The organism is Faecalibacterium tardum, assembly GCF_040096515.1.
GTDB classification, from domain to species: domain Bacteria; phylum Bacillota; class Clostridia; order Oscillospirales; family Ruminococcaceae; genus Faecalibacterium; species Faecalibacterium tardum.
Genome location: NZ_JBBMEO010000001.1, coordinates 411,942 through 431,243, shown reverse-complemented (window position 1 = coordinate 431,243; position 19,302 = coordinate 411,942). Strand labels below are relative to the sequence as shown.

General features: G+C 59.6%; 16 protein-coding genes and 1 riboswitch. Of the genes, 10 read left to right on the top strand and 6 right to left on the bottom strand.

The window, feature by feature from the left end; all coding sequences use genetic code 11:
• Nucleotides 1-54: 54 nt before the first annotated feature.
• The 4 genes from WMO44_RS02260 to WMO44_RS02245 form a co-directional block, all read right to left on the bottom strand.
• Nucleotides 55-579, bottom strand: coding sequence for an HD domain-containing protein (locus tag WMO44_RS02260; protein WP_349151596.1), 525 nt, complete (start codon nucleotides 577-579; stop codon nucleotides 55-57).
• 39 nt (nucleotides 580-618) lie between these two features.
• The gene (locus WMO44_RS02255) at nucleotides 619-1,059 is read right to left on the bottom strand and encodes a hypothetical protein (protein ID WP_349151595.1); all 441 of its coding nucleotides are present in this window, start codon (nucleotides 1,057-1,059) and stop codon (nucleotides 619-621) included.
• Nucleotides 1,060-1,197: 138 nt separating this feature from the next.
• Nucleotides 1,198-1,974, bottom strand: a complete 777-nt coding sequence (locus WMO44_RS02250) for an alpha/beta hydrolase (protein ID WP_118657684.1) — start codon at nucleotides 1,972-1,974, stop codon at nucleotides 1,198-1,200.
• Nucleotides 1,975-2,466 carry a C-GCAxxG-C-C family protein gene (locus tag WMO44_RS02245; protein WP_349151594.1) on the bottom strand — a complete coding sequence of 164 codons (492 nt, stop codon included), beginning with the start codon at nucleotides 2,464-2,466 and terminating at the stop codon, nucleotides 1,975-1,977.
• A 281-nt stretch (nucleotides 2,467-2,747) separates the two neighbouring features.
• Between WMO44_RS02245 and htpG the strand changes: the two genes are divergently transcribed.
• From htpG to WMO44_RS02220, 5 genes are all read left to right on the top strand, one after another.
• Complete coding sequence (gene htpG, locus WMO44_RS02240) at nucleotides 2,748-4,676, top strand: molecular chaperone HtpG (RefSeq protein WP_349151593.1); 1,929 nt, start codon at nucleotides 2,748-2,750, stop codon at nucleotides 4,674-4,676.
• Nucleotides 4,677-4,783: 107 nt separating this feature from the next.
• A complete protein-coding gene (locus tag WMO44_RS02235; RefSeq protein WP_349151592.1) occupies nucleotides 4,784-5,890 on the top strand; it encodes a 5-bromo-4-chloroindolyl phosphate hydrolysis family protein in 1,107 nt (368 codons plus the stop codon).
• A 329-nt stretch (nucleotides 5,891-6,219) separates the two neighbouring features.
• Entirely contained in the window at nucleotides 6,220-7,506 is a 1,287-nt protein-coding gene (locus WMO44_RS02230; protein WP_249248376.1) for a galactokinase, read from the top strand.
• Nucleotides 7,503-9,002 (top strand): UDP-glucose--hexose-1-phosphate uridylyltransferase, encoded by a 1,500-nt coding sequence (gene galT / locus WMO44_RS02225; protein ID WP_349151591.1) that lies wholly within the window; start codon nucleotides 7,503-7,505, stop codon nucleotides 9,000-9,002. Before WMO44_RS02230 ends, galT begins: the two co-directional genes overlap by 4 nt.
• A gap of 221 nt (nucleotides 9,003-9,223) precedes the next feature.
• On the top strand, nucleotides 9,224-9,991 hold the full coding sequence (locus tag WMO44_RS02220) for a copper homeostasis protein CutC (protein WP_349151590.1): 768 nt from the start codon (nucleotides 9,224-9,226) through the stop codon (nucleotides 9,989-9,991).
• A 174-nt stretch (nucleotides 9,992-10,165) separates the two neighbouring features.
• Here the strand turns inward: WMO44_RS02220 and WMO44_RS02215 are convergent, their stop codons facing one another.
• A complete protein-coding gene (locus WMO44_RS02215; protein WP_349151589.1) occupies nucleotides 10,166-11,758 on the bottom strand; it encodes a hypothetical protein in 1,593 nt (530 codons plus the stop codon).
• Nucleotides 11,755-12,474 carry an ABC transporter ATP-binding protein gene (locus WMO44_RS02210; RefSeq protein WP_349151588.1) on the bottom strand — a complete coding sequence of 240 codons (720 nt, stop codon included), beginning with the start codon at nucleotides 12,472-12,474 and terminating at the stop codon, nucleotides 11,755-11,757. The genes WMO44_RS02215 and WMO44_RS02210 overlap by 4 nt, the downstream gene beginning before the upstream one ends.
• Nucleotides 12,475-12,595: 121 nt before the next feature.
• Nucleotides 12,596-12,815, top strand: a riboswitch (cobalamin riboswitch).
• 170 nt (nucleotides 12,816-12,985) lie between these two features.
• Here WMO44_RS02210 and WMO44_RS02205 point away from each other — a divergent pair.
• The 5 genes from WMO44_RS02205 (at nucleotide 12,986) to cbiD (ending at nucleotide 19,300) form a co-directional block, all read left to right on the top strand.
• On the top strand, nucleotides 12,986-14,221 hold the full coding sequence (locus tag WMO44_RS02205) for a sirohydrochlorin cobaltochelatase (RefSeq protein ID WP_349151587.1): 1,236 nt from the start codon (nucleotides 12,986-12,988) through the stop codon (nucleotides 14,219-14,221).
• Nucleotides 14,222-14,365: 144 nt separating this feature from the next.
• Nucleotides 14,366-15,214, top strand: a complete 849-nt coding sequence (locus WMO44_RS02200; RefSeq protein WP_118657694.1) for an iron transporter — start codon at nucleotides 14,366-14,368, stop codon at nucleotides 15,212-15,214.
• Nucleotides 15,215-15,220: 6 nt separating this feature from the next.
• Nucleotides 15,221-16,363, top strand: coding sequence for an ABC transporter substrate-binding protein (locus tag WMO44_RS02195; protein ID WP_349151586.1), 1,143 nt, complete (start codon nucleotides 15,221-15,223; stop codon nucleotides 16,361-16,363).
• Between the two features lie 10 nt (nucleotides 16,364-16,373).
• Complete coding sequence (locus WMO44_RS02190; protein WP_349151585.1) at nucleotides 16,374-17,390, top strand: FecCD family ABC transporter permease; 1,017 nt, start codon at nucleotides 16,374-16,376, stop codon at nucleotides 17,388-17,390.
• On the top strand, nucleotides 17,387-19,300 hold the full coding sequence (gene cbiD / locus WMO44_RS02185; protein WP_349151584.1) for a cobalt-precorrin-5B (C(1))-methyltransferase CbiD: 1,914 nt from the start codon (nucleotides 17,387-17,389) through the stop codon (nucleotides 19,298-19,300). Before WMO44_RS02190 ends, cbiD begins: the two co-directional genes overlap by 4 nt.
• The last annotated feature ends 2 nt before the right edge of the window (nucleotides 19,301-19,302 follow it).

Genomic DNA, 19,302 nt, shown 5'->3' with positions numbered 1-19,302 from the left:
GGCGCCGCTGCACTTTTTGGTGCAGCGGCTCCTGTTATTTGCGATGATCCGGTTTTACCACTCGTCATATTCGCCGTTGGCGTTTTTGGCGGCAGCCACGCGGCTGCGCTTGAACATGCTTTCAACCACGGCGCAGTACTTATCAGCAAGGCAGACGATGATGGCCTCGCGGCAGCTGGGCACATGACGGAAGGTCAGCGGCCACATGTGGCTGGAAATGATGCTCTGTTCCTTTTTGGTGATATGGAACACCTTTTCTGCGTTGACGCAGGCGCAGCCCGGATGGGAGAAGCCGTGCATCTCGAACAGGCGACGGATACCATGGAAGGTACCTTTTTTATGCCAGTCGTACAAATAAAAATCGTGCAGGAAAGCACCGACAGCCAGTGAGGTCTCGTCTGCACCCAGATGCAGCCGATGGTTCAGCCACCAGCTGACCAGCACCACGTTCTTGCAGTGCTGATAGGTGGTAACGTCCCCGTGCTGGATGAACTCCCGCATCTGCTGCACCTTGGGATTTTGATCATATTTTTCCAAAATGGCATAAAGCTGTTCGCGTTCCGTAACAGAAAGCTGCATGAGCAAAATTTCCTTTCAACTCAATACGTTAACGTTTGTTCAGGAGCGGAGCTGCACCGGGTTAGAATTACCGAAGTTTTCAGCCTCGGAAGGGGTTGCCCGCTTGAGGGTCAAATCTACCAGATACTGCTTACCGTCACCCAGCTCTTCCAGCTGAGCAAGCTTTGCATTGGCAGAAGCCTCGTCCGGGTACCACTGGATGAGGAAGAAGTTTTCCGCTTCCACCCCGTAGTACAGCCAGAAGCCGTCCGCGCGCAGCAGATCGTCCAGATGATCCACCTCTTCGCCATCCGGCAGGCCAAGGCCTTCCTCTGCGTAGAGGTTTTCCGGCTCCACCTGAAGCATCTCAATAACCTGAATGGAGCTTTGCAGGTATTCGTCCTGCGAGGTGCTCTTATCGGAGCGCTCCCAGCCGGTGAGAAATGCCTGCATAAGCAGGTCGCGCACCTTAATGCGCGGCAGTGTGGGATCCATAACCATTTTTGTTTCCTTCTTTCGTGGTTTTATCCCCGTTGGACAGTATACGGCATACACCTGTGCAAGTCAACGGTTTATTTGTGAATTTTTTGTAGGTACGGCCAAAATTTACAAACGCTTTTCCTGTTTCAGTCGGTTATCTCAGGCATGGAAGGAAAAGGTATCGTTCAGCCACTCCACCGCAAGCTTGACCCAGTGGTGGCGGTGGGCGCTGTCGGCATCCACCTCCGGGGTGGAGATGCTGGTGCCATGGCATCCCTTTTCAAACAGGTGCACTTCGCATGGCACGCCTGCCTTGTGCAGGGCGCTGAGCAGCAGCAAGGTGTTTTCCACCGGGACAGTTTCGTCCTCCATGGTATGCCAGACGAACACCGGTGGTGTGGCGGGGGTGATCTTATCCTCCAGCGTAAAGCGCTGGTGGGCGGCAACATCCTGCGTGCCTGTCAGCTGCACAAAGCTGTCCCTGTGGGCGTATTCTCCGGCGGTGACCACCGGGTAGGCCAGCAGCAGGGCGTTGGGGCGCGGCTGGTCTGCCATGCCGGGGATCTCCCACACCGCACCGGACAGTGCCAGATGCCCGCCGGCAGAAAAGCCGCACAAAGCGATCTGATCCGGCAAAATATTCCACTGTTCTGCGTGCTGCCGCACAAGGCCGATGGCCTGTGCCAGCTGCCGCATGGGCAGCGCATCCCGGGCGCTCTCCCTTACTGCGTAGTGCAGTACCGCCGTGTGGTAGCCAGCTGCCGCAAATTGCAGCGCTACGGGGTCGCCCTCCCGGGGGCTGACGTGGGTATAGCCGCCGCCGGGCACCACCAGCACCAGCGGGCGCTGCCGGAAATGCGGCATGGCCTCCACGCTCTCCCGCAGGTAGAGCGTCAGCGTACCGCCGCCGGTCAATTCCAGTTGTTCAATCTGCATTCAAACATCCTCCTTATAAAATCCGTGCCGTCCCTCCGGGTGCGCCGCAATAAATTCTGCGCACAGGTCGGCGCAAATGCGGCACAACTCCGGGCAGGGGCGCTTTTTATAGTAGTCTGCGGTGCGGTCCTCTGCCGCTGTGCCCCCGGCAGGGGCAGCGCCCGCCTTTGCCAGCAGCTCCCGGCAGATGATGCTGCCGCCGCCGTTGCGGCTGCGGTACTGCTCTGCCGCCTGCTGCACCAGCGCGTACATCCGGGATTTATCCTTGGGGTCGGCGGGGTCAGCATAGACCATGCTCAGCACGGTCACCACACCGCAGAACGCCCCGCACACCTCCCGCATCCGGCCAATACCCGCGCCAAAGCCTGCGGAAAGGCGCAGCGCTGTTTCTTCGGTCAGGCCAAGCTGGGGTGCAAACGCCGCCACCACGCTCTGGCTGCAATTATAGCCCTTTAAAAACCATGCGTAAGCGGCATCGCCCTGTTTTGACATTTTCTCACATCCTTCCGGCATACTCGCTCCATTATAGCACAGTCCGCGCAAAAGTGGGAAAGCTTTTCAGGAAAAATTTCGTTCTTTATATAACAAACGATCCCGGCGCGCCATTTCGTGCACCGGGGCAGCAAATCTTTTACTTTTTTAACTTTTTATGAAAAGCCTTGATTTTCCCTGCGAGTCGTTGTATATTAGCACTCAGAAGTTATGAGTGCTAAGTGCCCTGGCAGTTTACCGGGTACGGCGCACCAAATATGTGATAAAAGAGGTTTTGTATTATGGCCAAGAAAGAATTTCAGGCAGAGAGCAAAAAACTGATGGACATGATGATCAACTCCATCTATACCAATAAAGAGATCTTCCTGCGGGAGCTGATCTCCAACGCTTCGGACGCCATTGATAAGCTGTACTATAAGAGCCTGACCGACACCTCCGTGGGCATGAACAAGAGCGATTTCCGTATTCTCATCACCCGCGATAAGGAAAACCGCATCCTGACCGTGGAGGATAACGGCATCGGTATGACCAAGGAAGAGCTGGAGCAGAATCTGGGCACCATCGCACACTCCGGTTCTCTGGATTTCAAGAAGGACAACAAGGACGAGAACATTGATATCATCGGTCAGTTCGGCGTGGGCTTCTACTCCGCCTTTATGGTGGCCGATAAGCTGACCGTTATCTCCAAGGCTTATGGCTCGGACGAGGCTTGGCAGTGGGAGTCCTCCGGTGTGGACGGCTACGAGATGACCCCCGCCCAGAAGGATACCGTGGGCACCCAGATCATTCTGCACATCAAGCCGGATACCGACACTGAGAAATACGACAACTTCCTGGACGAATACGGCATCGTGGCTATCGTGAAGAAGTACAGCGACTATGTGCGCTACCCCATCCAGATGGAGCGCGAAAAGAGCCGTCAGAAGCCGGAACCGGACCCCAAGCCCGATGACTACAAGCCCGAGTGGGAGACCTACACCGAGCTGGAGACCCTGAACAGCATGATTCCCATCTGGAAGAAGCAGAAGAGCGAAGTGACCGATGAGGAGTACAACAGCTTCTATAAGGATAAGTTCGGCGATTACGCCGACCCCGCCCGGGTCATCGTGAGCCGCACCGAGGGTACTGCCAACTACAATGCCCTGCTGTTCGTGCCCAGCCACCGCCCCTACGACTTCTACACCAAGGACTACGAGAAGGGTCTGGCGCTGTACGCTTCCGGTGTGCTGATTATGGAAAAGTGCGCCGACCTGCTGCCGGATTACTTCAGCTTTGTGAAGGGCATCGTGGACAGTCAGGATCTGAGCCTGAATATCAGCCGTGAGATGCTACAGAAAGACAGCCAGCTGAAGCTGATCCATAACGCACTGGAAAAGAAGATCAAGAACGAACTGCACGCCATGCTGAACAATGACCGTGCAAAGTACGAGGAGTTCTGGAAGGAGTTCGGTCGTCAGATCAAGTTTGGTGCTTATTCTGACTACGGAATGCACGCCGAGCTGCTGCGCGACCTGCTGCTGTTCTGGTCTGCCAAGGAGCAGAAGATGGTCACCCTGCAGGAGTACATCGACAAGATGCCCGCAGAGCAGAAGTACATCTACTTTGCCGCAGGCGACTCCACCGACCGTCTGGCAAAGCTGCCCTCCGCAGAGCTGGTGCTGGACAAGGGCTTTGACGTGCTGCTGCTGACCGAGGATGTGGATGAGTTCTGCCTGCAGATCCTGCACAGCTACCCCCGCAAGGATGCCGAGGGCAAGGACGGCACCGTGGAGTTCAAGAACGTGAACAGCGGTGATCTGGGTCTGGAATCCGAGGAGGAGAAGAAGGCCGCCGAGGATGCCACCGCCGAGAACAAGGCACTGTTCGATGCCATGAAGGACGCGCTGAACGGCAAGGTGAAGGAGGTCAAGGTCTCCACCCGCCTGAAGGATCACCCCGTCTGCCTGAGCTCTGACGGCCCGCTGTCCATTGAGATGGAGAAGGTGCTGTCCAAGCAGCCCGGCAGCGAGGGCGTGAAGAGCGACAAGGTGCTGGAGCTGAACGTGAACCACCCCGTGTTTGCCGCCCTGAAGGCCGCACAGGAGGCTGGCGACACCGAGAAGCTGAACAAGTACAGCGCCCTGCTGTACGCACAGGCACAGCTGATCGAGGGTCTGCCCGTGGATGACCCCGCCGCTTATGCCGAGGCCGTTTGCAGCCTGATGAAGTAAGTTTTTCACGCACAGAAATACCCCCTTAACAAAAAGGCCGCGCTCCGCTATAATAGAGTGGAACGCGGTCTTTTATTTTTATCTTTCTGTGAAAGGAAATCTGTTTCATGGAGCCGAGAAAACATTATTTTGCAAAGATTCCCACCATTGCCATCTTTATCGTGATGGCGATGTCCGGGCCATTGGGGGTGCTGTTGTTTATCCTGAAAGGCATCGACCAGAAGGTGCAGAAGGAAGAACAGGAAGCTGCCCGTGCCCGGGGTGACTACCGCCCCGCCCCAAACCCCGCACCCACGCCTAAAACGCCGCCTTTCCCCGGGCAGGATGTTCCCACGGCAGAGCAGAAGAGCGCCAAGCAATGGCACAAGAATATTGCCACCCTCTGCACCATTATGGGTGCTGTGTTTCTGTTTGCCGGGGTGACGGATGCGGTGGATATCATCGGTGCATGGCAGATTCTGCCCGACCCCGGGGAGCTGTTTTCCGATATCGTCATGGCCATTGGCGGCGGCGGCGCGCTGCTGACCGGTCTGCGGATGAACCGCACCCGCAAGCTGGAGCAGCTGCTGGATAAGGTTGTGGGCGAGCGCGATAATATCCCCCTGCCGGAACTGTTTGCCGCCGCCGGGGTGGACGCCGCCCGGGGACGCACTGCCGTAAAAAGCGCCATCGAGCACGGATACTTCGGCGCGGATGCCTACATTGATAACCGCACCGACACGCTGGTGGTGCGGGGCGCAGCGCCCCAGCCGAAAAAGCCCGCACCTGCTCCGGCGCCTAAAGCTCAGCCCGCTGCAGAGGACGAGTACGCCGCCCTGCTGCGCCAGCTGCGGGAGGTGAACGATGCCATCCCCGACCCGGTGATGAGCGGGAAGATCTCCCGGCTGGAAGAGGTCAGCGGGCGCATTTTTGCGCTGGCGCAAAAAGACCCGGACAAAAAAGCGCAGCTGCAAAAGTTTATGAACTACTATCTGCCTACCGCGCTCAAGTTGCTGAACACCTACGCCAGCCTTTCCGGGCAGGCAGTGGAGGGCACGAACATCACCGAGGCCAAGCACAGCATTGAACGCAGCATGGACCTGCTGGTGACCGCCTTTGAAAACCAGCTGGACAAGCTGTTCCAAGCCGACGCGCTGGACGTGAACGCCGACATTGCCGCACTGGAAGGAATGCTGAACCTTGACGGCCTGACCGGCAGCGAATTTACCCGCTGAACCACACCCCCGCACCCGATGGCTGCATCGGTGCGGGGGTATTTTTTGTGCAAAGTGCAATTTTCCATCCCGTCTTTTTTGGGCGCTGCGCTCAAAATTCCGGGATTTGTGTGCATTTATGCCAAGCATTTTGATTTGCCCGAAAAACTTTTATTTTATTTGTTCGACAGCAGTCGATTGGGCTGCACAGACGCTTTTTGCAACTTTTCATCGAGATGCAACAATAACACATGGTTTTTTGCGCTGCATTTGACTATTATAGAAGCAGTTACGGCAGCTGCGAACGGCTGCATCGACTTTTCCGATCATAATAGTAGGAGGAAATTTCCATGATGAAGTCCATTTCCACCTGGAAGCAGGAACTGACCGAGGGCGCACACGCTGCGCGTCTGGCTGCGCTGTACTGCTGCGCCCCCGACGAGACCCCTGCACAGGCAGCCCGTTATACGGCTGTTCTGGACGGGTTAGAGACCACCTTCGGCGCACACACCGAGGCCGGTCTGTATAGTGCCCCCGGCCGCACCGAGATCGGCGGCAACCACACCGACCACCAGCATGGCCGTGTACTGGCTGGCAGCGTGAACATTGACATGATCGCTGCTGCCGCCCCCAACAGCCTGAACCAGCTGCGCGTGCAGAGCGAGGGGTACGACCTTTGCGTCATCGACCTTGACGACCTGACTGCCCGCAAGGAGGAGGAGAACACCACTGCTTCCCTACTGCGCGGCGAGTGTGAGGCTTTCCGTCAGCGTGGCGCAAAGCTGTCCGGTCTGGACGTGTACATTTCCTCTAACGTGCCCAAGGGCAGCGGCGTTTCTTCCTCTGCCGCCTTTGAGGTGCTGGTCGGTGTGATTTTGAACGACTGCTTCATGGATGAAAAAGTCTCCCCCATTGCCATTGCACAGATCGGCCAGTGGGCTGAAAATGTCTACTTTGGCAAGCCCTGCGGCCTGATGGATCAGATGGCCTCCAGCGTGGGCAACATTATCACCATCGACTTTGCCGACAAGGCAAACCCAGACGTGGAGCCGGTGCAGGTGGACTTTTCCAAGGCAGGTCTGGCACTGTGCATTCTGGACTCCGGTGCAGACCACGCCGACCTGACCGACGAGTACGCCGCCATCCCCAACGAGTGCCGCGCTGTGGCCGCTGTGTGCGGCGGCGAGGTGCTGCGGGACGTGCCCTTTGAGACCTTCCTTACAAATATCCCGGCCTGCCGCAAGCAGTGCGGCGACCGCGCTGTGCTGCGCGCCTTCCACTTCTACGCCGATAATGACCGCGTGCCCCAGCAGGTAGCTGCCCTGCGCGAGGGCGACTTTGATGCCTTTTTGCAGATGGTGACCGCCTCCGGCGACAGCAGCTGGGAATACCTGCAGAACGTCATCCCCGCCGGTTACAAGGAGCATCAGGAGGTGGCTGTGACCATCGCCGCTGCCAAGCATTATCTGGGCGGTAAGGGCGCTGTGCGCGTGCACGGCGGCGGTTTTGCCGGTACGGTGCAGGCCTTTGTGCCGGTGGAGATGCTGGCAGACTTTAAGGCCAACATGGAAAAGATCCTCGGCGCTGGCCGCTGCCATGTGCTGAGCATCCGTCCTGAGGGAGGTGCTGTGCTGTGATCTCCACCGCCATCCAGCAGCTCGTGAACTACGGGCTGGACACCGGGCTGATTCTGCCCGATGACGAGATCTATATCCGCAACCAGCTACTGATGACCATGCAGCTGGACGACTTTACCGCCCCAGACGGCGAGGTGTGCTATACTGATCTGGAAAGCATCCTCAAGACCCTTGTGGACGATGCCGTTGCCCGCGGCGTGTGCGAGGATAATTCCACCGCACGCGATCTGTTTGACACCAAGCTGATGGGTGTGCTGACCCCGCGCCCCAGCATCGTGCGCGCAAACTTTGAGGAGCGGTACGAGAACGAGGGCCCGCAGGCCGCCACCGACTGGTTCTACAAGTTCAGTCAGGACACCGACTACATCCGCCGCTACCGCATCAAGCGCGATCTGAAGTGGGTCACCAAGACCGAGTACGGCGAGTTGGATATCACCATCAACCTGTCCAAGCCGGAAAAAGACCCCAAGGCCATTGCCGCCGCAAAGCTTGCACCCCAGAGCGCTTACCCCAAGTGCCAGCTGTGTGCGGAGAACGAGGGCTACGCAGGCCGCATGAACCACCCCGCCCGCGAGAACCACCGCATCATCCCGCTGACCATCAACGACAGCGCGTGGAATTTGCAGTACAGCCCCTACGTTTACTACAACGAGCACTGCATCGTGTTCAACAACCAGCACACCCCTATGAAGATCGAGCGGGCGACCTTCCGTAAGCTGCTGGATTTTGTGGGTCTGTTCCCCCACTACTTTGTGGGCAGCAACGCTGATTTACCCATCGTGGGCGGCAGCATCCTGAGCCACGACCATTTCCAGGGTGGTCACTACGAATTTGCCATGGCTAAAGCCCCCATTGAAAAGGCTTGGGTATTCCCCGGCTTTGAGGATGTGGAGGCCGGCATCGTGCACTGGCCCATGAGCTGCATTCGCCTGACCTGCGCGGACGATGCACGCCTTGTAGAACTGGCTGATAAGCTGCTGACTGCATGGCGCGGCTACACCGACGAGAGCTGCTTTATCTTTGCCGAGACCGACGGCGAGCCGCACAACACCATCACCCCCATTGCCCGGATGCGGGACGGCAAGTATCAGCTTGATCTGGTGCTGCGCAACAACATCACCACCCCGGAGCATCCGCTGGGTGTGTATCACCCCCATGCAAAGCTGCACCACATCAAAAAGGAGAACATCGGCCTCATCGAGGTGATGGGTCTGGCCGTGCTGCCCAGCCGCCTGAAGCAGGAGCTGTTTGACCTTGCCGATGTGCTGGTGGCACACCTGCCCACCGCAGAGTACCCCGAAGCCCTGCAAAAGCACGCCGAGTGGGCGGAAGAGATCCTTGCAAAGCACCCGGAACTGAGCGCCGACAACGTCCACACCATCCTGCAGGACGAGGTTGGTCATGTGTTTGCACAGGTGCTGGCCGATGCCGGTGTGTACAAGCTGGATGAAGCAGGCCGCGCCGGTTTTGTCCGCTTCCTTGAAAGCGTAAAATAAACCATAATTCCCCGAGGCTGTTGCACATATCATGGCGCAACAGCCTTTTTTAGAACACAGCATCGAACAAAAGCACTTTTCTTTTGCTTTCCCCTGTAAAAAAATCAATGGGAAAATCCGCAGATTTTCCCATTGATAAATTAAAGTATTCATTCCGCTGAAAATGGCCAAAGCAGCGCGACGGCCATTCAAAATCATTTTTTGTAGATGGAGGTATCGCTATGCACTGCACTTTGGAAGTTTGCGCAGACAGCACCGCCAGCGCGCTGGCGGCAAAACGCGGCGGCGCTGACCGGTTAGAGCTGTGCGCCGACCTTATTATCGGCGGCACCACCCCTTCCCCTGCCCTGCTGCGTCAGGTCAAGGCTGAGACCGGTCTGCCGGTGCGGGCGCTTATCCGTCCCCGCTTCGGCGATTTCTGCTACGACCGCTACGAGCTGGCACAGATGGCCGAATGCGCCGCCGAGCTGGTAGCCGCCGGTGCCGACGGCATCGTGACCGGCGTGCTGACCCCGGCGGGGGCGCTGGACACCGATGCTCTGCGCCCTATCTACGCCGCAGCCCGGCAGGCAGCAGAAAAAGCACACCGCACCGTGGACTGCACCCTGCACCGCGCCTTTGATGTCTGTTGCAACCCCTTTGCCGCACTGGAAGCCGCAAAGCAGCTGGGGCTTGCCACCATTCTGACCAGCGGACAGGCCGCAAGCGCCCCGCAGGGCGCTGCCCTGCTGCGGCAGCTGGTGGAAGCTGCCGGGCAGGAAGTGGAAATATTGGTAGGTGCAGGCGTATCAGCTGACAACATCCCCGCCCTTGCCGCTCAGACCGGTGCCCGGGCGTTCCATCTTTCCGGCAAGCAGGTACTGGACAGCCGCATGACCTTCCGGCGGCAGGGCGTGCCCATGGGTCTGCCGGGCTTTTCGGAGTTTGAGATCTGGCAGACCAGCGAAGCAAACATCCGTGCCGCCCGTACCGCATTGGACGCGCTATAACTGCAAAACAAAAAGCTTCACTGGTCTGCCGGCAGTGGCTGTTTTCCATTACGTTCCCTCCCGTGAAAATGCAAAATCGGGCAGTCCGCAGGCTGCCCGATTTTGCTCTATTCAAATGATTTTTCCGCTGAATATGTCCAAAGCAAAGCGGAGAGCATTCCCAATCATCCCACCTCAGTGCAGGGCGGCAAACCGGGCTGCACCGCGGGTGCACAGCCAGCGGTGCAGCAGTAAATCCAGCCCCAGCAGCACCGCCAGACAACACCCCTGTGCTGCCAGCGGCGGCACGGCGTAGTCCAGTAAGGTCAGGGGCAAAAACAGCACCCCGCCCGCCAGCAGCCACCCGCCGAACATCGCCAGCATACTGGCGGCGCTCCGCTTGACCACGGCGGCTTCGCTGACCCAATGGAGGTTGGGCAGGCACAGTCCCAAAGCCAGCCCCAGCTGCGCCGTCAGCCACACAAAAGCTGCCAGCACAGCCAGCACCGGCAGTCCCTGCCCTGCCGGAATGCGCAGCGCCGCCATGGCACACCCGGCACACAGCCACGCCGCCGGCAGCGTGAGCAGCAATTGCAGCTCTGCCTTTGCCCGCAGTACCTGCTGCGGAGACACCGGCAGGCTTTGCAGCAGCCAGAGGGTGCCCCCCTCCAGCGACACCGACGGCGCTGTGATAAAGTTCATGGCGGCTATGGCGCACACCATCCCGCACACCAGCATGGGCAGGCTCTCCGGCAGGTAAGCAGCAGTAAAGGCGCGCAGGTCTGCGGCCTTCCACAGTGCTGCTGCGCCCAGCACCGGCAACAGCAGACTGCTCAGTGCACAGTTGAGCAGCCACATGGGGCAAGCTCCCAGATGCAGCAGTTCCCGCCGCAGCAATGCCCGGCGCGGGGGCTGCTTTTTTTGTATCTTTGCGCGGTATTCCGCTTTGGCTCTGCCCGGTTCAAAGGTCAAAAGCCGCAGATAGGGCTTTGCCAGCGCCTTACCGCACAGCGCCATACAGGCCGCAGCCAGCGCTAGAAACAGCAGCAGCGCCGGGACGTTGCCCACTGCTGCCAGACCCAGCAGACGCAGCGGTGCAGCAGCACGGCTTGCCGATGCGCCCGCCTGCACGGCATCCAGCGCAAGGGCATCTACCGCGTTGCCCACCCATTGGAACACTGCATAGTAGACCGCCAGAAACAGCAGCGTACCGACCACGGTGACAAGGCTTTTGTGCCGGGCGCGGCGGTTGAGCAGCGCCACCGCCCAGCCCAGCAGAACGGCCAGCACCATGGAAACTCCCGCCAGCGCCAGTGCCACCGGCAGCGCTGCCAGCAGGGCTCCGCCGGGGCGGGGTGCTGCCAGTGCATAGCAGACCACCGAGGGCACCCATGCCAGCAGCAGATAAATCAGCCCGGTCAGGTACACCCCGCCGCAGCGCACCGCAAAAATAGCGCCCGGCGGGATGGGCAGTGCCAGCAGCTGCTGGTTATCCCGGCAGCGGAACAAATGCCCGTAGCTGGTAAAGGCACTTGCCAGCACGCTGACCATCAACGCCGAAAGCTCCATCAGCACAAAATAGAGCCAGTCCAGCTCCTGCGGCACCAGCGTTACCGCCAGCGGCAGCGCCATTGAGCCAAAGCTGAGCATGACCAGCAGCATCAGCACCGCAAACAGCAATGCGTAGCCAAGCGTCCCTGCCCGGGAGCGCCGCTTGCCCGTTTTGCTGCTGCGCACAAAGGCCGCGCCCAGTTCCAGAAGCTGTTTTTTGAGCAATGCACGGATCATAGTGCTCCCCCCGTATCCTCCAGTTCCAGAAAGACCTCTTCCAGCGTGTCATCGCCGCGCACCTGCTCCATGGCTCCCTCGCGCACCAGCTGGCCTTTGCGCAGAATAGCCACCCGGTCGCAGAGCTTTTCGGCCACTTCCAAAACATGGGTGGAGAAGAAGATCGCGCCGCCCTGCGCACAGAAGGCTTTCATCTGGGTCTTGAGCTGATGGGAGGCTAGTGGGTCCAGCCCGACAAAAGGCTCGTCCATTAAAATCAGCTTTGGCTCGTGCAGCAGCGCCGCAATGATGGCAAGCTTCTGCTTCATGCCGTGGGAGTATGCCCCGATAGACTGCGCAAGGTCCTGCGTCAGGCCAAAGGCATCGCCGTACTGCCGGATGCGTTGCACCCGCTGTGCGGCGCTTACACCAAAGATATCCGCAATAAAATCAAGGTACTGGATGCCGGTCATATACTCGTACAGCTGCGGGTCATCCGGCAGGTAGGCCAAGCGGCGCTTGCATTCCAGCGGGTCATCCCGTACAGAAATACCGTCCACATAAATTTCGCCGGCATCGAATTGCTGGATGCCGCAGCAGCATTTTAAGGTAGTGGTCTTGCCCGCACCGTTGTGGCCGATAAAGGCGCACAGCTCCCCCGGTCGGATATGCAGGCAAAGGTCCTGCACGGCGGGTTTGCCGCCGTAGGTTTTGGTCAGATGTTCTATCTTTAACATGAGCTGCCTCCTTGCTTTCAGTTTTGAGCCAAGTATACACCTTCCAACGGGGGGAAGGTCAAGCATTTCTCCGGTTTTTCTTGCGTTTTGTAAGGGGCTGTGCTATACTTTTTGTCGAACTGAACAGAAAACAACAGGTGCGTTCCGTCACTTTGCCCCATCGGGCGGCGGCAGGAACGTTAAAAGGGAAGCGGGTGCAAATCCTGCACGATCTCGTCACTGTGATAAGGGAGTCCACTGTCAGGGTGCTTTTGCACCGGTCACTGAGCCATCCGGCTTGGGAAGGCGGCAGCGGGCGTTGAGCTTTGAGTCAGGAAACCTGCCTGCTGTTGGTACCGGGGCTTTGCCGCCCCAGATCACGAGGAATTGGTTGTACCAAAAAGCCTGTAAGATACGGGGCCTTTTTGCTTTGCCATTTCGCAAGCAAAAGGCCCCGTTTTTTGTAGGTTCTCTTTCCTGTACCCTTCTGTTCGGCGCCGTATTTCACCCACATCAGGAAAGGAAAAGCAAGATGAAAAAACGCAACATCCGCAAAACGGCGGCCGCTCTGACCGCTCTGGCTCTGTGCGCCGGTGTACTGACCGGCTGCGGCGGGGCTACTTCCAGCACGGCTTCCTCTGTTGCTGCCAGTTCTGCCGCCAGCAGCGAGGCTTCCGGCGCAGACGCTGACGCACTGGCTGCACAGAACGTGGCAGACCTGATCGATGCCATCTATGTGCAGCAGCGCACCGACGACACCGATGCCCAGTGTGAAGCCGCAAAGTCTGCATGGGACGCCCTGACCGATGCCCAGAAGGAGCTGGTGGAGGGCGAGAACGCTGACCCCGACTACTTCGGCCGCGACACCGGCGATGCCTCCAAGGACGATGCCCGCAACGCCGATGACATTGGTGAGAACGAGCTGCTGGTGGTGTCCTTCGGTACCTCCTTCAACGACAGCCGCGCTGCCGATATCAAGGGCATTGAGGACGCCTTGCAGGCCGCCTACCCCGACTGGAGCGTGCGCCGCGCCTTTACCGCACAGATCATCATCAACCATGTGCAGGCACGCGATGGCGAGAAGATCGACAACATGCAGCAGGCGCTGGACCGCGCTGTGGCAAACGACGTGAAGAACCTGATCGTGCAGCCCACCCATCTGATGCACGGTGCAGAGTACGACGAGATGAACGAGATGCTGGACCAGTACCGCGACAAGTTTGAGAGCGTTGCTGTGGCTGAGCCCTTGCTGGGCGAGGTGGGCGCAGATGCTTCCGTCATCAATGCAGATAAGGAAGCTGTTGCCAAGGCCGTTACCGCTGCCGCTGTGAAGGAAGCCGGTTACGACAGCGCCGCTGCTGCCGCTGCCGATAAAACCGCTTTCGTCTTTATGGGTCACGGCACCTCCCACACCGCTAAGGTGAGCTACAGCCAGATGCAGACCACCATGCAGACCTTAGGCTACGACAATGTGTTCATCGGCACGGTGGAGGGCGAGCCTGAGGAGACCTCCTGCGAGGCCATCATCGAGGCTGTGAAGGCTGCCGGTTACACTAAGGTCATTCTGCGCCCGCTGATGGTGGTGGCAGGCGACCACGCCAACAACGACATGGCCGGTGAGGACGCCGACAGCTGGCTGAGCCAGTTTACCGCCGCAGGCTGCTTTGAGAATGTGGACTGCCAGATCTCGGGTCTGGGCCGCATTGCGGATATCCAGCAGCTGTACATTGCACATACCAAGGCCGCTATGGATCTTCTGAACGGCTAATGGATTCAGAAGCCCTCTCCGGCGCTGCCTTGCACACGGAGAGGGCTTCTTTTATGGGCGCGTTCCCCGCGCGAGGAGAACATGCCCCCTACCCCGGAAAGCCAAATTCCGGGTCAAAATTTATGATACTGAGGTATTTATTTTATGCGCTGCAAACAGTTTATTACCGTTTCTCTGGCCGGCGTGGTGCTGGCTGCTTCTCTGGCAGGCTGCGGCGGGACTGCTGCTCCCGCTTCTTCCGTTGCCGCAAGCTCTGAAGCGGCTTCCTCCGTGGTGGCTTCCTCTGCTGTGGCCGAAACCGCTCTGCCGGACGGCGTGTACACCGCTGATTTCGAGACCGACAGCAGTATGTTCCACACAAGTGAAGCCTGCAACGGCAAGGGCACCCTGACCGTGGAAAACGGCGTGATGACCTTTCACGTCAGTCTGGCTTCCAAAAAGATTGTGAACCTCTACCCCGGCCTTGCCGCCGACGCCGAGGCCAACAAGACCGCATGGCTCATCCCCACCGTGGACACCGTTACCTACGCGGATGGCTCCACCGAAGAAGTGTACGGATACGACATCCCGGTGGAGGCACTGGACACCGACTTCCAGCTGGCATTGCTGGGCACCAAGGGCAAGTGGTATGACCACACCGTGAGCGTGCGCAATGCCGAGCCTAAGACCGAGCAGACTGCTGAGACCCCCGCAGACGGCAACTACACCGCTGCTGTGGTGCTGGAGGGCGGCTCCGGCCGCGCCACCGTAGAAAGCCCTGCTGCCCTGACCGTGGCAGATGGCAAGATGACCGCTACCATCGTGTGGAGCAGCCCCAACTACGACTACATGATCGTGGATGGTGAGAAGTATCTGCCCACCAACACCGAGGGCAACTCTACCTTTGAGATCCCGGTAGCTGCTCTGGGCACCCCGCTGGCTGTTACCGCCGACACCGTTGCCATGAGCAAGCCCCACGAGATCGAATACACCCTGACCTTTACTTTGGAGTAACCTTCCATGAAGCTGACCCGCGCTCAATTTTTAAAGGCTCTGCCCGCCGCCGCGCTGGTGCTTGCAGGCTGCACGGCCGCACCCACCGCACCCGCCGATACGGACGCGCTGGTTTTTGACCACGCCTACCCGCTGGACTACGCCACCCAGTTTACCGCCGACTGCTACGCGGACGGCTCTACCCTGCTGACCATCCCGGACGCACAGGCAAAGTTCCTTATCCGGCCGGAGGGCGCTGCCACTCTGCGCACCGTGCCTGCCGGGGTGACCGTTCTGCAGCAGCCGGTGCAGAACATCTATCTGGTGTCCACCTCTGCCATGGACTTATTTCTCCATCTGGACGCGCTGGACAGCATTGCCCTTTCCGGCACCCGCGCCGAGGGCTGGTATCTGGACGAGGCAAAGCAGGCCATGCAGGCCGGGCGCATCGCCTACGCGGGCAAGTACAGCGCCCCGGACTACGAACGCATCCTGACCGCAAACTGCGGCCTTGCGGTGGAAAATACCATGATCTACCACACCCCGGAGGTGAAGGAACAATTAGAACGGTTCGGCATTCCGGTGCTGGTGGAGCGCTCCAGCTACGAGAGCAGCCCGCTGGCACGGATGGAATGGATCAAACTGTACGGCATCTTGCTGGGCAAAGAAACCCTTGCCGAGGAGGTTTTCGCCCAGCAGGCACAGCGCATTGCACCGCTGCTGGAGCAGCCCTCCACCGGCAAACGCTGCGCGTTTTTCTCCATTACATCCAGCGGCCTTGCCACTGTGCGCAAAAGCGGAGACTATGTGGCGCAGATGATCGGCATGGCCGGGGGCGAATATGTTTTTGCCCACCTTGCCGACAGCGGCAACAGCCTTTCCACCCTGAATATCCCGCTGGAAGATCTTTACGCCGGGGTCAAGGATGCCGATGTGCTCATTTATAACGGCACTATCGAGGGCACGATCTCCACGAAGGAGGAGTTGCTTGCCCGCTGCGCGCTGCTGGCAGAGTGCAAGGCGGTACAAAGCGGGAATATCTGGTGCACGACACCCAGCTTTTTCCAGCAGAGCATGGCACTGGCAGATTTTATGCTGGACCTCCACGCTGTTTTTACCGGGAAAACTGCCGACCCCGACACCCTGCATTTTTTGACCAGGATCATCTAAGGAGCCGCTTATGACCAGCCGCAAACGCCTTGTTTTTTCCTATTGCTGCCTTGCCCTGCTGCTGGCGGTGCTATTTGCCGTGAGCCTGTTCTGGGGCAGCGTTGCGCTTACCCCGCAGGCCGTGCTTGCAGCCCTGACCGGACGTGGACAGGACGCGCTGAGCGTAGGCATTATTATCCAACTGCGCCTGCCCCGCGCGGTGATGGCCGCGTTGCTGGGCGCTGCGCTCTCGGCGGCGGGCTATCTGTTGCAGACCTTTTTTGCAAACCCCATTGCCGGCCCCTTTGTGATGGGCATTTCCAGCGGAGCTAAGCTGGCGGTGGCGCTGGTAATGGTGCTGTTTTTGAACTACGGCCTGCTGACAAGCTCTGCCGTGCTCATCCTTGCAGCCTTTGCGGGCGCTATGGCGGCTATGGCCTTTGTGCTGGCTGCTGCCCGCCGGGTGCAGCGCATGAGCATCCTTGTAATCTGCGGCGTAATGATCGGTTACATCTGCTCTGCCATCACCGAGTTTGTGGTGGCCTTTGCGCAGGACAGCAGCATCGTCAACCTGCACAACTGGTCACAGGGCAGTTTTTCCGGCATGACGTGGGGCAACGTGCGCACGGCAGCGCTGGTGGTGCTGCCCGCGCTGGCGGCAGCCTTCTGCCTTGCAAAGCCCATGGCCGCTTACCAGATGGGCGAAGCCTACGCCCGCAGTGTGGGCGTGGATGTGCGGCGGTTCTCCCGGCTTTTGGTGCTGCTTTCCAGTCTGCTAGCCGCCTGTGTTACCGCCTTTGCGGGGCCCATCTCCTTTGTGGGCATCGCGGTGCCGCACCTTGTTAAGCAGCTGCTGGGCAGTGCCCGCCCGCTGTATGTGCTGCCCGGGTGCTGCTTGGGCGGGGCAGCGTTCTGCCTGCTGTGTGATTTAATTGCCCGCAGCCTGTTTGCGCCCATGGAGCTTTCCATCAGCGCAGTCACCGCTGTATTCGGCGCGCCGGTGGTCATTGGGCTGCTGCTGCGCCGCAACCGGGAGGATGTGCGATGAAGTACTCTGTTGAAACCAGCGCCCTTGCCATCGGCTACGGCAAAGCTGCCCTTGCCCGGGATATCGCGCTGGGCGCTGCCAAGGGGCAGGTGCTGGCACTCATTGGCCCGAACGGCGCGGGCAAATCCACCCTGCTCAAAACGTTGGCGGGACAACTGGCCCCTTTGGGCGGCGCGGTGCTGCTGGACGGGCAGGAGCTTGCCCGCATCCCCGGCAATGCACGGGCGCAAAAGCTGGCGCTGATGCTGCCCCACACCCGCCGCACCGAGCTGACTACCTGCTTTGAGTTTGCGGCGGCGGGGCGTATCCCCTATACCGGGCGGCTGGGCATCCTTTCCGCCGAGGACAAAAAACAGGTACAGAATGCGCTGGAGCTGGTGGGCGCGGCGCATCTGGCTGACCGGGACTTCAACTGCGTCAGCGATGGGCAGCGGCAGCGCATTTTGCTGGCGCGGGCAGTCTGTCAGCAGCCGCAGGTGCTTCTGCTGGATGAGCCCACGTCATTTTTAGATGTAAAAGGCAAGATAGAGCTGCTGACCATTCTACAAAAACTGGCGCATACGCAACAGCTTGCGGTCATTGTTACCCTGCACGAGCTGGACATGGCGCAGAAAATCGCGGACGTGGTGGTCTGCGTTTCGCCGCATGGCGTCTCTGCCCCCCTGTCCCCGGAGCAGGCCTTTGCCCGGGAAAATATCAAAGCACTCTACGGCCTGACCGAGGAACAGTACAGCGCTGTTTTTGGCCCACCAAAGCCGGAAAAGCCCCAATTTGAGCACTATGTGCGCAGCGGGCAGAAGCTGCTGCGCTGCGGCTACACCACCGGCACCTGTGCGGCGCTGGCCGCTGCCGGGGCTGCCCGGCTGCTGCTGACCGGCACTGCGCCGGAAACTGTCGCTCTGCGCACACCGAAAGGCATTGTGGTGGAGGTTGCCCCCCTGTTCTGCCGCACCGTTGCCGAGGGCGCGGAATGCGCCATTGAAAAGGACGGCGGTGACGACGTGGACGTGACCACCGGTCTGCCGGTGACCGCCACGGTGACGCTGCTCCCCGGCACGCCCGAGGTGCGCATTACCGGCGGCGCGGGAGTAGGCCGGGTGACAAAGCCCGGGCTGGACCGGCCGGTCGGGCAAGCCGCCATCAACCATGTGCCCCGGCAGATGATCACCGAGGCGCTGTGCCGGGAGGCGGAAACAGCCTGTTACCCCGGCGGTTTTGCCGTGACTATCTCCATCCCCGGCGGCGAGGAGGTGGCCCGGCGCACCTTCAACCCGCATATCGGGGTGGAGGGCGGGCTGTCGGTGCTGGGCACCAGCGGCATTGTAGAACCCATGAGCCAGCAAGCCATTCTGGACACCATCCAGCTGGAGATGAACCAGGCGGCACTGCGGGCAAAAAGCCACCGGCGGCTCATCCTTGCCCCGGGCAACTACGGGCTGGACTATCTGCACGAAACGTATCCGCAGTTTGCCGCTATCCCGGTGGTCAAAACGTCCAACTTTATCGGAGATACGCTGGATATGGCAGCAGCGGCACGCTTTGAACAGGTGCTGCTGGTGGGGCATATCGGCAAGCTGTGCAAGCTGGCGGGCGGCATTATGAACACCCACTCCCACACGGCAGATTGCCGCACGGAGTTGTTCTGCACCCACGCCGCCCTGTGCGGTGCTGATCGGGAAGTGTGCACCGCGCTGTACAATGCCGCCACCACGGATGCCTGTCTGGAGATTCTGGATACAGCCGGACTGCGGAAACCGGTGCTGCAAAGCCTGCTTGCCGCCATCCAGCTGCATCTTGACCGCCGCGCGGGCGGGGCGTTCCGGGTGGGTGCGGTGTTGTTTTCAAATCAGCACGGCCCGTTGGGACAGACCGAAACTGCCGCCCGCCTGCTGAACGAATGGAAGGAGTAACG

Bases quoted from the DNA above. Each gene is read 5' to 3' on its own strand.
- WMO44_RS02230 (WP_249248376.1), top strand. From the start codon at position 6,220: ATGATGAAGTCCATTTCCACCTGGAAGCAGGAACTGACCGAGGGCGCA.
- WMO44_RS02210 (WP_349151588.1), bottom strand. From the start codon at position 12,474: ATGTTAAAGATAGAACATCTGACCAAAACCTACGGCGGCAAACCCGCC.
- htpG (WP_349151593.1), top strand. From the start codon at position 2,748: ATGGCCAAGAAAGAATTTCAGGCAGAGAGCAAAAAACTGATGGACATG.
- WMO44_RS02215 (WP_349151589.1), bottom strand. From the start codon at position 11,758: ATGATCCGTGCATTGCTCAAAAAACAGCTTCTGGAACTGGGCGCGGCC.
- WMO44_RS02235 (WP_349151592.1), top strand. From the start codon at position 4,784: ATGGAGCCGAGAAAACATTATTTTGCAAAGATTCCCACCATTGCCATC.
- WMO44_RS02255 (WP_349151595.1), bottom strand. From the start codon at position 1,059: ATGGTTATGGATCCCACACTGCCGCGCATTAAGGTGCGCGACCTGCTT.
- WMO44_RS02195 (WP_349151586.1), top strand. From the start codon at position 15,221: ATGAAGCTGACCCGCGCTCAATTTTTAAAGGCTCTGCCCGCCGCCGCG.
- WMO44_RS02220 (WP_349151590.1), top strand. From the start codon at position 9,224: ATGCACTGCACTTTGGAAGTTTGCGCAGACAGCACCGCCAGCGCGCTG.
- WMO44_RS02260 (WP_349151596.1), bottom strand. From the start codon at position 579: ATGCAGCTTTCTGTTACGGAACGCGAACAGCTTTATGCCATTTTGGAA.
- WMO44_RS02200 (WP_118657694.1), top strand. From the start codon at position 14,366: ATGCGCTGCAAACAGTTTATTACCGTTTCTCTGGCCGGCGTGGTGCTG.
- WMO44_RS02250 (WP_118657684.1), bottom strand. From the start codon at position 1,974: ATGCAGATTGAACAACTGGAATTGACCGGCGGCGGTACGCTGACGCTC.
- WMO44_RS02205 (WP_349151587.1), top strand. From the start codon at position 12,986: ATGAAAAAACGCAACATCCGCAAAACGGCGGCCGCTCTGACCGCTCTG.
- WMO44_RS02190 (WP_349151585.1), top strand. From the start codon at position 16,374: ATGACCAGCCGCAAACGCCTTGTTTTTTCCTATTGCTGCCTTGCCCTG.
- WMO44_RS02245 (WP_349151594.1), bottom strand. From the start codon at position 2,466: ATGTCAAAACAGGGCGATGCCGCTTACGCATGGTTTTTAAAGGGCTAT.
- cbiD (WP_349151584.1), top strand. From the start codon at position 17,387: ATGAAGTACTCTGTTGAAACCAGCGCCCTTGCCATCGGCTACGGCAAA.